At 55.5% G+C, this 13,185-nt stretch carries 12 protein-coding genes; 3 read left to right on the top strand and 9 right to left on the bottom strand.

Going from position 1 to position 13,185, the window contains the following annotated elements:
• Together KGP16_RS25890 and waaA are read right to left on the bottom strand one after the other, a co-directional pair.
• Positions 1 to 774 carry a glycosyltransferase family 2 protein gene (locus tag KGP16_RS25890; RefSeq protein ID WP_059199335.1) on the bottom strand — a complete coding sequence of 258 codons (774 nt, stop codon included), beginning with the start codon at positions 772 to 774 and terminating at the stop codon, positions 1 to 3.
• The gene (waaA, locus tag KGP16_RS25885) at positions 775 to 2,052 is read right to left on the bottom strand and encodes a lipid IV(A) 3-deoxy-D-manno-octulosonic acid transferase (protein WP_024527873.1); all 1,278 of its coding nucleotides are present in this window, start codon (positions 2,050 to 2,052) and stop codon (positions 775 to 777) included.
• A gap of 123 nt (positions 2,053 to 2,175) precedes the next feature.
• Here waaA and KGP16_RS25880 point away from each other — a divergent pair, with 123 nt between their 5' ends.
• Entirely contained in the window at positions 2,176 to 3,189 is a 1,014-nt protein-coding gene (locus tag KGP16_RS25880; RefSeq protein WP_094981576.1) for a glycosyltransferase family 9 protein, read from the top strand.
• A gap of 32 nt (positions 3,190 to 3,221) precedes the next feature.
• Here KGP16_RS25880 and KGP16_RS25875 read toward each other — a convergent pair whose 3' ends face one another.
• The 3 genes from KGP16_RS25875 to rfaQ are packed head-to-tail and all read right to left on the bottom strand — an operon-like array spanning position 3,222 to position 6,526.
• Positions 3,222 to 4,319 carry a glycosyltransferase gene (locus tag KGP16_RS25875; RefSeq protein ID WP_223500542.1) on the bottom strand — a complete coding sequence of 366 codons (1,098 nt, stop codon included), beginning with the start codon at positions 4,317 to 4,319 and terminating at the stop codon, positions 3,222 to 3,224.
• Between the two features lie 3 nt (positions 4,320 to 4,322).
• Positions 4,323 to 5,450 (bottom strand): glycosyltransferase family 4 protein, encoded by a 1,128-nt coding sequence (locus KGP16_RS25870; protein WP_161711613.1) that lies wholly within the window; start codon positions 5,448 to 5,450, stop codon positions 4,323 to 4,325.
• On the bottom strand, positions 5,447 to 6,526 hold the full coding sequence (gene rfaQ, locus KGP16_RS25865) for a putative lipopolysaccharide heptosyltransferase III (protein WP_094981579.1): 1,080 nt from the start codon (positions 6,524 to 6,526) through the stop codon (positions 5,447 to 5,449). The genes KGP16_RS25870 and rfaQ overlap by 4 nt, the downstream gene beginning before the upstream one ends.
• Positions 6,527 to 6,741: 215 nt before the next feature.
• On the opposite strand from rfaQ, the gene KGP16_RS25860 reads away from it, so the two are divergent.
• Positions 6,742 to 7,698, top strand: a complete 957-nt coding sequence (locus tag KGP16_RS25860; protein ID WP_065683743.1) for a polysaccharide deacetylase family protein — start codon at positions 6,742 to 6,744, stop codon at positions 7,696 to 7,698.
• Between the two features lies 1 nt (position 7,699).
• Positions 7,700 to 8,794 carry a glycosyltransferase family 9 protein gene (locus tag KGP16_RS25855; RefSeq protein WP_223500541.1) on the top strand — a complete coding sequence of 365 codons (1,095 nt, stop codon included), beginning with the start codon at positions 7,700 to 7,702 and terminating at the stop codon, positions 8,792 to 8,794.
• Positions 8,795 to 8,810: 16 nt separating this feature from the next.
• Here KGP16_RS25855 and KGP16_RS25850 read toward each other — a convergent pair whose 3' ends face one another.
• From KGP16_RS25850 to rfaC, 4 genes are read right to left on the bottom strand one after another with little or no spacing between them, the layout of a single operon-like run.
• Positions 8,811 to 9,800 (bottom strand): glycosyltransferase, encoded by a 990-nt coding sequence (locus tag KGP16_RS25850; RefSeq protein ID WP_223500540.1) that lies wholly within the window; start codon positions 9,798 to 9,800, stop codon positions 8,811 to 8,813.
• Entirely contained in the window at positions 9,797 to 11,029 is a 1,233-nt protein-coding gene (locus KGP16_RS25845) for an O-antigen ligase (protein ID WP_223500538.1), read from the bottom strand. Before KGP16_RS25845 ends, KGP16_RS25850 begins: the two co-directional genes overlap by 4 nt.
• Positions 11,030 to 11,057: 28 nt before the next feature.
• Entirely contained in the window at positions 11,058 to 12,221 is a 1,164-nt protein-coding gene (locus KGP16_RS25840; RefSeq protein ID WP_223500536.1) for a glycosyltransferase, read from the bottom strand.
• Positions 12,218 to 13,183: a lipopolysaccharide heptosyltransferase RfaC gene (gene rfaC / locus KGP16_RS25835; RefSeq protein ID WP_021181855.1), complete on the bottom strand. Its 966-nt coding sequence runs from the start codon at positions 13,181 to 13,183 to the stop codon at positions 12,218 to 12,220. The genes KGP16_RS25840 and rfaC overlap by 4 nt, the downstream gene beginning before the upstream one ends.
• Between the last annotated feature and the right edge of the window lie 2 nt (positions 13,184 to 13,185).

Below are 13,185 nucleotides of genomic sequence, written 5' to 3'. Positions count from 1 at the left end.
TTACTTCTCTGAATAGTTGCGGCCCAATGCCCACAGTGCGGCATATTTATTGAAGGTATATTGCGCGTTGACCACGGCTAACAGCAAGCCCTGTTTGCCGTCGAGGAAACCGGCCCGCAGCAGCCAGGTTTTGCAGAACGCCCCCAGCGTGTGGGTGAGGATCGACAGATAACCGCAGCGCTTACCGGCCTGGTGGCGTTGGATTGCCCACTGCTCGGCGTAATGCAGTTGTTTGCGCTGGAAGGCAAAAAAGTCACGGCAGGTCAGGTGCAGCAGATCGCCTTGCAGCGGCACGACTTTTGCGCCGCCGGTGTTGAGGGATTCATGGACCAGATCGTCGTTATAGCGATAGCGCTGATTGGCATACAGGCGGTTGACTCGGTCGGGATACCAGCCGCTGTGGCGCATAAAGCGGCCAAGAAACAGGTTACGGCGGCCCAGGCTGTAGACGACGTTATCGTCGGCGTTGGCTAATACCTGTTCGATGGAGTGGCGCAATTCTGGCGTGACGCGCTCGTCGGCGTCGATCATCAGCACGTAATCCTGAGTGGCGTAGCTTTGCGCCTTCTGCCGCTGCTTGCCGAAGCCTTGCCAGTCGGTATGGGTAAACACCTTGGCACCCAGACTTTCCGCCAAAGCAACGGAACCGTCGGTACTGCCGGAGTCGAGCACGATGATTTCATCTGCCCAGGCGACCGATTGCAGGCACTCGCTCAGCAACTCGGCTTCGTTTTTGGCGATCATCACTACCGACAGGCTGTTACGGTGGCTCATTCAGTGGCTCCGTGGCGGCAGGTGTGGCTCCAACAGCTGCAGCAGGCGTTGCAACGCCCCCTGGTTCTGATACAACACTTCAACCGCGTGGCGGCCGTAATAGCGGCGATAATCTTCATCGGTCAGCAGCGTTTCTATCTCTTTCACCAAGGAATCGACATCGCTGATGGTGATCATCCCACCCGCTTCGGAGAGTTTGGCGCAGATATCTTTGAAGTTGAAGGTATGTGGGCCCATCAGCACCGGAATGGCATGGGCGGCCGCTTCCAGGGGGTTATGCCCCCCACGCTCAACCAGGCTGCCACCGACGAAGGCCAGATCGGCAATGCCGTACAGCAGCATCAGTTCGCCCATGGTATCGCCAATCACCACCTGTGTGCTGCTGGAAGGGATTTCGCCGCTGCTGCGGGTGGTGTAACTGAAGCCCGCTTTTTGCGTCAGCTCTTTGGCGGTTGGGAAGCGCTCCGGGTGGCGTGGCACCAGGATAAGTAATAGGTCGGGGTGCTTTTCCAGCAACCGGCGGTGGGCTTCCAGCAGAATGGTTTCTTCACCTTCGTGAGTGCTGGTGGCGATCCATACCGGGCGGCGTGGTGCCCATTGGCGGCGTAGCGTAACGGCTCTGGCCGCCAGCTCTGGCGTTACGGAGATATCGAACTTCAGGCTGCCGGTCACGGTCAACTGTGAACGCTTCAGGCCCAGTTCGATAAAGCGCTCGCCGTCTTCCTGATTTTGCGCAGCGATCAGGGTAATGCGGCGCAGGATATCACGGATAAAACCGCCGATTTTCTTGTAGCCAGCCGCCGAACGGGCGGAAAGGCGCGCGTTGGCAATCACCAGCGGGATTTGGCGCTGATGCAGGGCGTTAATCAGGTTGGGCCACAGCTCGGTTTCCATGATGATCACCAGCTTGGGATCCACCTGGTCGAGGAAACGGCGCATCGAACCCGGCAGATCGTAAGGCAGGTAGACATGATGCACATCTTTACCGAAAGCGGATTGCACCCGTTCGGAACCCGTTGGCGTCATTGTGGTCACAGTAATCGGCAGGTAAGGGTAACGATGGCGCAGGGCGCGAACCAGAGGGATCGCCGCCAGGGTTTCGCCAACAGAAACGGAATGCAGCATAATGCCGCCCGATACTACTTTCCCGGCGCAGAAACCATAGCGTTCCGCCCAGCGTTTACGGTAGGCTGGTGCTTTGCGGCTGCGCAGCAGTAAGCGGAGCCAGATCAGGGGTTGGATAAGGTAGAGTAGTACCTGATATAAACGGAGCAGCATTCTATCAATTTCATTTATATGGGTTATCCAGAATAGTACCATAACCGGAAGGGAAAGGCGCTAACTTGGTGGCTCGGTGTCAGGTTGGGACAACAGGCGAGAGATGTCGCCGATAGGTTTGTAATGAAGAATATTTTAATTATCCGCCGCGACAATATTGGCGATCTCGTGTGTACTACCCCGCTGATTGAAGGGGTGAAAACCGCTTACCCTGACGCCAACCTCTATCTGCTTATCAATAAAGTCAGCCAGGATGTGGTGAAAAATAATCCGCATCTCACCAAGGTGTTTGTTTATAAGAAGGCCAAACACAAGGCCAAGAATGAGACCACCCTTGGGGTCTATTTTGAACGGCTGATGATATTTTTACAGCTGAGAAAAATAAAGTTTGATGCGGCTATTCTGGCTAACCCGGTGCCGTGCAAATATAGCCTGCGCCTGGCAAAAATGGCCGGGGTTAAAAATATTATCGGCGCAGATCTTGGCACCAGTGAAATTCATCACCCTTTCCGCGCGGCGGATTTTCACGGCAAGCATCAGGTGGAACACACCTTCAGCTACCTGTCTGCCATCACCGATCGCTCCATTGCCATTCCTCCGGTGAAGGTCTTCCTCACTGCGGAAGAACAGCACCAAGCGCAGCAACGTTTACACAGTCTGCTGCCCCCGGTTGAGCGGGTATTTGCCGTGCATATCAGCAGCCGCAGTCCGAAACGGCGCTGGCCCATTGAGCGCTACGCCGAAATCATCAACCGCCTGATTGCCGATCCTACCACCGGCGTGCTGATCTTCTGGTCACCGCAGGGAACGCTAACGCCTGATGATATCGGCGATCAAAAGCGGGCGGAGCAGCTGTTGGCTGGCTGCCAGAACGAAAGGGTAGCACTCTACCCAACAGCATCGGTACGCGAGTTACTGGCCGGTTTCGAGCTATGCGACAGGGTGCTGTGCAGCGACGGTGGCCAGATGCATCTGGCCGCGGCACTGAATAAAAGCATGGTGGTCTTCTTTGGCGATACGGATAAAGAGTCTTGGCATCCGTGGAGCGGGCAATATCGGATCCTGCAAACCGAGTCGGGTGATTGCGTTGATGTTACCGTCGATGAGGTGTGGCAAGAAATACAAGCCTTGAATTAATTAACAACCAGGCAGGGTAAACCTGCCTGGACTTATTTCTTTAACGCCAGATACTGTTGGCAAATAGGCTCAAGGCCATAACTCAGCAGTTGCTGGTGATTAATGACCGGCGGCTGGGCATAAATCTCTGCCATTTTCTCCGCCAGTGAGGCTTCATTTAATTCCGCCAATGCACGGGTCAACCCCGCCTTTTCCAGAATTTCCTCAGGCCCGCCAGGGCAACGGGTGCTGACGACCGGCGTGTCGCACAGCAAGGCTTCAACCAGCACGTTACCGAACCCTTCGCTGTCTGAACTGAGCACCAGCATCGCGGCGTGTTTGATCAGGGGATAGGGATTGGCCTGAAAACCGAGGAACAGCACACGATCGCTGATGTTTAACTCTGTGGCAAGGCGTTTGGTCTCGTTGATTTGCGCTTCATTGCCGGCACCCACCAGTGCCAAAGGTGCCTGGATACCAGACAGTGCGTAGGCTTTCAGCAAGCGGTCGTGGCGTTTATGTGGATGAAAACGGCCCACGTGCACCAGATAGTCTTTGCCTGCCAGTTCACAAGGCTCTGCCGCCTGCTGTTCGATGGCGGCGATATCAAACGGGTTGTTGATCACCGCCAGCTGGTTAGGAGCAATCCCCAGATTTTGCTGGAGATCGTTGCCCACCGCTTGCGAGACGGCAACGATATTCTGCTGCTGGTAGACGCCCGCGACCTTGCGGCGTTTCAGCCAGCGATCGAGGCCGGTACGGTGACCGAGGTAGGAGGTGGACAGAATACCGTGAATGCAGAACCACAGCCGGGCGCTGTCCAGCACTTTGCTATGGCTGACGATACGATCGGTCTTATGCAGGTTGGAGAACACCAGGTCGTAGAGGCCGTGCTGTTGCTCGTTGGCGGCAACCGCGCGATCCAACATCGCGGCGCGGCGTGCCAGCTCGGTCAGTTTACGCCAAGGCGATCGACAGTTGTCGCTGAGCACCTGATAATCAATGCCGGTGGGGATCGGGTAGTTGCAGACGTCCCGTAATGAGATCAGGCTGACATCATGCCCCAACTGCTGCATGCCCTGGCACAGCGTCAGTACCACCTTTTCGGCTCCGCCGCCCGGCAGACCGTCGATAATCATCAGAATACGCATAAGTTAGTCCAGCAGTCGGTTATACAACGAGATGAGCTGTTCTGAGAGGTGTGCTGGCGTGGCAGACATGATACGCAGCCGCGCCGCCTCTCCCATGCTCGATCCCAGGGCTTGCCGTGGCAGTGCAACGATAGCCTCGGTGAGGGCGCTGACGTCCAATGCATCACAGACAAAGCCGTTTTGCCCAGGAGTGATGAACTCAGCGCCACCGCAGGTGGTGCTGGTGATCACCGGAAGCCCGCATGACATGGCCTCCAAAATCACATTGGGGAAGGGATCGTACAACGTTGGCAGCAACAGAGCGTCGGCGGCCTGATAGAACGGCAACGTCTGTTTCTGCACGCCCATGAAGCGCACCCGGTCATCACAACCCAGCTTTTGTGCCAGTGAACGGTAACGCTTTTCAGCTTTATCCTTGCCCACCACCAATAGGTAGCTGTCGGTGGCAGCTACGGCGCGAATTGCGGCAGCCAATCCTTTACGTTCAAAGCCTGAACCGACAAAGATCAGGCAATGCGCCTGTTGCGGGAGTTGATACTGCGCCCGCAACTGCTGCCGCTGTTGCTCATTCGCCGGTAAAAATTTCTGATTGTCGATGGCATTGTAGATCACCGTGATCTTATCGGCAGGCACGCCGAAATCGGCGATGATTTCCCGTTTGATCATCTCGGCGTTGCAGATCACCGCTTTCAGCTCTGGCGCGGCATACATGGCGCGTTCGGCACACATCACATAGCGGTGATAGCGGTTGGAGAACAGCCATTTGCGCCGCCACTCCGGCAACAGGCGTGCCCGTTGCAGCAGCCAGCGGCGATGGACACCGTCACCGGCGCGATAGATATCACAACCGGGGATGCGTTCATGGCTTTGTACCAGATCGAAGCTCTCTTTCTGCCACAGGGCCCGAGCCGCTTCGGCAAAACCGCGTTCGCGGCTGATGCGCCCGAATTTCATCGGGTTACACAGGTGGATGTGCCAGTTCGGGTTGACGTCCCCCTGCCACTCGCGGGTGATGACGTTCAGATCCAGATCTTGTTGTTCCAGAGCCTCCAGGGCACGGGAAACGAAACGTTCTGCCCCGCCGTCCGGGCGGTATTTTTGGCGGACAATCGCCAGGCGAAATGCTTTCATGCAAGCGTGCTCCGCGCGGCTGCAATCACCACGTCTGTAGGAATAAGGTCCAGGTAGCGCTCATCGGTACCGGTATTGATGGCATCCGGGTCCGGCAGGCTGCCGTAGTCCCCGGCCCAAATGACCTGGCCGATAACTTGCCAGGGGCGCCAGAATACCAGCTTGGATGGCCCGAACAGCGCCACGCAGGGCGTCTGTAATGCGGCCGCCATATGCATGGGGACAGAGTCTACCCCGATAAACAGTTTGGCATGGTCGATCAACGCCGCCAGCTGACGCAGGGTCAACTGCCCGGCCAGAGAAACCACCCCTTGCTGCGGACACTGTTTCAGTATTTGCGCCACCATGTCCTGCTCTTTGGCATCCGGCCCCGAGGTGATCACCAACTGGTGCCCTTCGGCCTGCAATGCGCTGATGGTGGCCGCCATTTTTTCTTCGCTCCAGCATTTAAAGAACCAGCGCGACGTGGGTTGTACCACGATATAGCTGCCGGTGACGCCATTTTGTTGCAAAAGCTGGTGGCTGGCCTGCCAATCTTGTGGGCTGTAGCTCATGGTGACCTGCTGATTTTGCTCAGGTAAACCCAGAGGTTGCAGCAGAGAGAGGTTTTGTTCAACGGTGTGCAGATGCTCGTGCCCAGCTACCGGCACCAACTGAGTGTGGCAGTAGCGCCACAGAAAACCACGGCGCTTGGGGAAATCGAACCCCAGACGAATGTGTGCACCGGTGAGGCGAGTAATCAACGCGCTGCGCCACTGATCGGCCAGGTTGACCACCAGATCGTAGCGTTGTGCCTGCAATTGACGGATCAGATGCAGTTCATGGCCCAAGTGTGCCTTGGTGCCCTGTTTTTTCCACTGGCGATCGATGACAAAGATTTGCGATAGCGCCGGGTTGCTCGCCAACATCTCCTGCGTTTCTTTGTACAGCAGGATGTCGATCTGAGCATCGGGATAGTTCTGCCGCAGCGTATTGATGACCGGAGTGGTCAGCAGCATATCGCCATGATGGCGCAGCTTGACGATCAGAATACGCTGTATGGGCGTGGCAGAAACAGGGGCTGGCGCGTCGTTCATAGTCAGTCGCTTTCAGGGAAACCAATCTTTGATTCTAAATGACCCGATTGCATGTGGCTACTGTTGCTCGGTTTTCTTGCCTGCGCAGAAAAAAATAGTGGCGTAGGGTGACAATTACGGCTCAATGTTGTCCAAACGAGGCAATAAAGTCGTTTGCCCTGAGGGATCGGGCTGCGTAACATAATGTCAATCTGTGACTATCAGGTTCCCAATGTATGACTAAACCGGCGTTTCTTATCACGATTGATACCGAAGGCGATAATCTGTGGCAAAACCACGACCGCATTTCGACCGAGAACACGCGTTTTTTGCCGCGCTTTCAGGCGCTGTGCGAAAAATACGCCTGCAAGCCGGTTTATCTGACCAACTATGAAATGGCGGTGGATACCCAGTACGTTGAGTTTGCCCGTGACGTGATAGCACGCGGCACCGGCGAAGTGGGCATGCATCTGCACGCCTGGAACAGCCCACCGTTGACGCCGCTCACCGATGATGACTGGCGGCATAAACCCTATCTGATCGAATACCCGGCCGATCAAATTCGTGCCAAGGTCGATCATATGACCAAGCTGCTGGAAGATACCTTCCAGACCAAGATGCTCAGCCACCGTGCCGGGCGCTGGGCGTTTAATGAGTTTTATGCCTCATTGCTGCTGGAATATGGCTATCAGGTCGATTGTTCCGTCACTCCGCGCGTTAACTGGCAGTATTCGCCCGGCAATCCGCAGGGCAACGGCGGGACCGACTATCGCCATTTCCCCTCGCAGGCCTATTTTATCGATCCGGCCAATATCGCCAAACCCGGTAATTCCACGCTGTTGGAAGTGCCAATGAGCATTCAGTATAAACATTCGGCGCTGATGAATGCGGTGAAACAGGGCTATGACCGCCTGCGGGGTAAAAAGCGTTCGCCGTCGGTGCATTGGCTGCGTCCCTCCGGTAACAATCTGGACAAGATGAAGCTGGTGGTCGAACGCTCTCTGGCACAGGGGCACGATTACGTCGAATTTATGCTGCACTCCTCCGAGTTTATGCCGGGAGGCAGCCCGACGTTCAAGACCGAGCAGGATATTGACGCGTTATATCGCGATTTGGAGCAGCTGTTTGCCTGGTTGCAACAGCGCACGGTTGGCATGACCTTGGCTGAATACTATCAACTGAAAGTGAATTAACATGTCAAAAAAATGGAAAATCAAGGCCGCTGACTGGTTCTTGCGGCGCTATACGGCAAAGCACGGCCGTTTCCAGCCGCCAGCGACTTTCGACAGCCGTCTCCAGTTCGAGAATATCGTGATTTATTCCACGACGGCACTGGGGGATTTCATGTTCAATACCCCGGTGTTAAGAGCGATGCGCGAACGCTACCCGGCAGCGCATATCACGCTGGTGGTACATGAAAAGAATAGGGAACTGGTAGAAAACGGCCGCTATTACGATCGCGTAGTCTACTGGAATAGCAAAATAAAGACCCTGGGGCCGCTGTTGAAATCGTTGCGTGAGCATCAGCCTGATTTGGCGCTGATCATGCATTCACATCTGCCTTATGACATTATCAGCGCCATTATGGCCGGGGCCAAATATGTCATCCGGGATAACTACAGCTCGGGGATCTGTGGGCTGGAGCCTTGGTTGACCAACTACGTATTTCATTATTACGGCCACTTTATCCGCCGTAAGCTGGAGCTGGTTTCTATTCTGGGTTGCCGTAGCGACGATCCGACCATGGAAATACCGGCCCCTTATACGCCAGGCAGTAAAAATCCTGATTTCTGCACCATTGGTTTCCAGCTAGGCGCTTCAACAGAATCACGCTGCTGGCCGGTGGGGCACTTTGCCAAACTGGCGGATATGCTGGTTGCTCGCTATGACAACATGCGCTTCGTGCTGATTGGTGCGCCGATGGAAGAAGGAAAAGCCCAGCAGTTCCAGCGGTTGATCAATGCCAATACCCAGGCTTGCGTTGACAACCAGATCGGCAAAACCGGGCTGCAAGGAGCGCTGACGCTGATCAGTAGCCTGGATGTGCTGGTGACCGGAGATACCGGGCCGCTTCATCTGGCGGTGGCCCTGAAAACCAAGACCATCAGCCTGTTTGTCACCGCTGACCCGCGCTCAACCGGGCCGATCCAGGATCACCAACTGCACCGTATCATTCATCAGTCACGCACGGGCTACACCATGTCATTGGAAGCGGAAGGCCCGGTGGGTGTCATACAACCGCAGCGGGTTTTTGATGAGATCGTGGCTCACGTACCACTGAACCCTTGAGAAAAAAACGCATCGGTTACCCGGTGCGTTTCTTCAGCCAGCGACGGATTTTAGACAGGCAGCTATCCACGCGCGCGAAGCGCATCTGGCGGACTTTCTTGTGCGGAACGTCGCTGTTGCTACACAGGGCCGCCGTTTGGCGCAGGATCGCCAGGGTTTCCGGCGGGTAGCGATAATAGCCGTAGACCGCCTTCGACATGGCCTTTAACTCCGAGAAAGCGTTGGCGAGCATCAGGGCAGCCAGCTGCCGCAGTGGCTCATCACCGCGATGAGCGTCCACGAAGCGCAGCATCTTCTGCATGGCAAACAGCATATCTTCACTATCTTTCGCCCGGATGTTGCGGGTGATCCCACGGTCATTATCCCGATATAAGTAGAGCGGGTGGTCGAGATGCGCGATGTGGCGGGTTTTGAAATATTGGAACGGCGTGAAGATAACGTCTTCATAGCGGCGGCCGTTTTCGAACGTTTCCCCAGCCAGCAGCGTACGCCGGTAAATCCGGCTCCAGACGTGCCACATTGAGTGTTCAAACAGCGGCTTCAGACTGGCCAGGCCGTGCTGTTCGAAATCGTAGCTACGGTAGCGTATCTCGCTATTGGCGGGCACTGCTGGCGGGTTTCCAGAGAATTTCTGATAGTTGAAATCAATCAGGTCATCTCTGCCTTTGAGTAACAGCGGGCGCAGGATCGCCAGATAGTCGCTGCTCAGCAGGTCATCGCCGTCCAGAAATGCGACGTAGCGTCCACTGACGTGTTGCAAACCGACGTTACGGGCGTGGGCAACGCCGCCGTTTGCCTGAGTAATGAATTTGCTATGCGGGTGCTGTCTTGCCGCCAGGAATTGGCTCACCAGGGCCGCAGACGCATCGCTTGAGCCATCATCGATAATCACCACTTCAATATCATCACCGATCTGATCGTATAACGAGCTCAGGCTGGCGATGACAAAGTCTTCATTGTTGTATACCGGCACAATAAAGCTGAGCAGCAGCGGTGACGAACTCATACCGACGGTTCCTGACGCTTTTTCACCGACAGCACGCTGGCGATGATGGCCAGGCAGAAGACTGCCGTGCCTTCGGTACTGAAGAAGATAACGTCGCTAAGCCCGTAGACAAACAGGCTGAAGGTCACCCCCAGCAACAGCGCATTGCGATACGGCTTAAATGAGGAGATGAATAGGCCGATGTACAGCGCCAGTAACAACAAACTTCCCCAAAGGCCTTTGAGCGAATAGGTTTCCAGCAGTTCGTTATGCAGATGCACGTTGATGTAAGGCGTTACCCCGTACAACCGCGGCTCCTGCGCAACGATGGCGCGGATCTCCTCCCCACGCTGTTCGGCAGATTGTCCCATTGGCGCAAGCGAGCCGGTGCGTATGGCAATGACCTGCATCGTCAGGCGGGAAATAATCGAGTTATCCACTTCGGGCTGGTCGATCATCTGCAGATTGGTTTTGAAATCGGCAACACGCTGTTCTATCTGTGACTTAAAGGCGAAACCGCAGGCCAATAGCAATAAAGGCACCGAGGCGACCAGTTGGATCTTATGCTTGCGGGTCACCAGGTCTTTGGTTGCCAACAGCGACAGGCAGATGGCAACGGGGTACACCAGTATGGCCGCCCGCGTCCCTGTTAGGATGAGAGTGGAGAAGGTGAGCAGGAAGCCAACCACGTACAGCGGGATGCGATACTTGGTCCGCAGCATCAGTATCGCCTTCATCATGACCAGGCTGATGGCGGTCATCAGGTAGGCAACGACGGTAGCCCGGTCGAAGTTAAGCTCCACGCGCGAGATATCTAACTGCAGGCCCTGATAAAGCGCATAGCCATTGACGGCCAAACCGCAGGCCAACGCCACGACAATAAAGGCACGTTGCATGCAAAGACGCTCGTTCAGTGCGATCAACAAAATAAACGCTGTGGCAATCTGCAGCTTACCGGTCGACATATACGAGCGGTAAATATTGATGTATTCGCCGGGCTGCTTGAAATGGTTCATCCAGAAAATCGTCCCCATGCCTACGCAGAAAAACAGCAGCGGCAGGATCAGGTTTCTTTTGTTTTTCAGGAAGTACCTTAAGTGCAGACAAACGGCAATAAAGGAAATATAGCTGGAGACATAAAACAGGTTACGCCCCGTGTCGAAGCCAAAAGGGATGGTACAAAAGGCAATGGCGCATCCCAGATAGATCATGTAGCTGAAAATCGGGTGCGGGGCTGTTTCTTTAAACATGGAGTAAGGTTTCCGGCTCACATTACGGTTAAGCAATAAAGGATTGCAGCGTGTCGTCGAATTCTGTTTTGAACAGAGCATAGCTGAAATGTTGAGCGGGGTAGTGCCGGGCATTCTGGCTCATCTGGTGGTAGGTTTCTGCCACCAGCAGTTTCTCTACCGCATCCGCACAATCGATATGCGACAACAGCTTCGGCGTGACCAGGCTGTCGGAGAGGGGATCGTAAACCTCGTGTGGGAAATCGACCTTGATGCCGGTTAACCGCTGGTGCTCTTCAATGGATAGCGTCGGCGTCAAGCCAATGCCGCAGTAGCCGTCTTTCACCGCTTCCGGCTGGCCGTCTACCATGGGGAAAATCACCGGTACGCCAAAATAGAGCGACTCCATGCAGGATAAGCCGAAGGGTTCGGTGATCGGCGTGCTCATATAGATTTGTGTGCGGTTGAAAAAATCTGCCACGTTATCCTGAAAGCCGCTGAAAACCACCCGCTCACCGAGCTGCAGCTTGGCTGCCAGGGCTTCAAACGCTGTCCGATCCGGGCCTTTGCCCGCAATTTCCAGATAAACGTCGTGCCCACGGCGCAGTAGCTCCTGCATCATCAGCAGAGAAACGCTGATGCCTTTCAGGCTTACCAGGCGCGAGGCAGTCCCAATCCTGATCGGCTGTACCAATGATTTTGGCGTTTCATCGATCCCGGTAGGCGTTTTGATGCGGTTGATCACCACCGGATTCGGGCAAGGCAGATTAAAGCGCAGCTCCATCACCCGTTTTGAGGCATGGGAGGCAGAAATCACGCCGTCCAGCATGGCGAAGAAGCGCAAGGTCTTGTGGTTTTTGGCGTAGCGCCATGAGCAACCATGATCATAATAGACCAGTTTGCCACGCTTGGGCTTGGCCGCCAGCCCTGGGATCAGATCCCACACGATAATGACGTCGGCGTTTGCCCGCTCGATTTTTCTTTGCAGCAGGTATTTGCGCAGGAACTGTGGGCAACGCAGAGGGAGCGAATTGAACAGCCGGTTGGCAAAGGTGACCTGCTGGTTCGGCATCTGTTGGCGGATCTCTTCGCCAACTTCGCTGCTGACGCAAATCACCTCGTTACTGCCGTCGTGGGTATCATTGATATACTGCAGGAACAGGCGCTCAACCCCGCCCATCTTGCCTAAATTGATAATATGCAGCTTTTTCATGCAATAACCTTTTGCAGTTCTGTCCAAACGGCGTCGGCGGTGAGGGTGGCCATGCTTTTTTCCGGCGAAATCAGTGAGTGCTGATTCTGCCCGTAACCGCCGATCAGCCCCGGATCGGTCGGGCCGAACAGGGTGATATTCGGGCGATCCAGCGCGGCGGTCAGGTGGCTTAATCCGGTATCGACCGACACCACGGCTTTTGCCCCAGCCAGCACTTCGGCAACCTGTTGCAGACTGAGCTTGGGTAACACTTCAACGTGTTCAAACCCTTCTGCCAGCCGTAAAGCGCGTTGGCGTTCGTGCTCAGCCCCCCAAGGTAGCTTGATGTTTATGCCGCTCGGAGCGATCAGCGCGATCAGTTCGCGCCAGTTTTCCTCCGGCCAGTGTTTTTCATCCCGCGTAGTGGCATGCAGGAACACCAGATATTGCCCGGCATCGGCGGGTGGTTGGCTTAGAAAACGAGCGGCAATGGCGTAATCACCCGTGCTCTGCGGCTTTGCATATCCCAGGCTCTTGGCGAACAGCTCGCGAATGCGTTCCACCGCATGCTGCTGCTTGTCGATCTCATGGCGATGATTATAGAACCAGCTGGCAAAAGGCTCGCGGACGCTTTTGCAGTCCAGGCCGTGTTTGCTGCCGTGCGCGATGCGCGTCACCAACGCCGCGCTCTTGATCAGGCCCTGTGCATCGATCACGATGTCATAGTCGCGCTCCTGCACCTGGCGCTTGAAATCGCAGCGCTGTTGGCGTGTTTCACTGCCGAACCAATTTTTACGCCAGCGGCGGATGGCCACTGGGATCACGCGATCCACTGCCGGATGCCAGGTAGGGATCTGGCTGAACCCCTCTTCCACTACCCAATCGAAGCGGATACCGGGGATGGCGTGCATCGCGTCGGTCAAGGCCGGCAGCGTATGGAGCACATCCCCCATCGAAGAGGTCTTTACGATCAGCACCTGCATGA

The organism is Serratia sp. JSRIV006, from assembly GCF_019968685.1.
In the GTDB taxonomy this organism is placed as follows: domain Bacteria; phylum Pseudomonadota; class Gammaproteobacteria; order Enterobacterales; family Enterobacteriaceae; genus Chania; species Chania fonticola_B.
The sequence above is the reverse complement of the archived record's forward strand: the minus strand, read 5'-3'. Positions and strand labels throughout refer to the sequence as shown.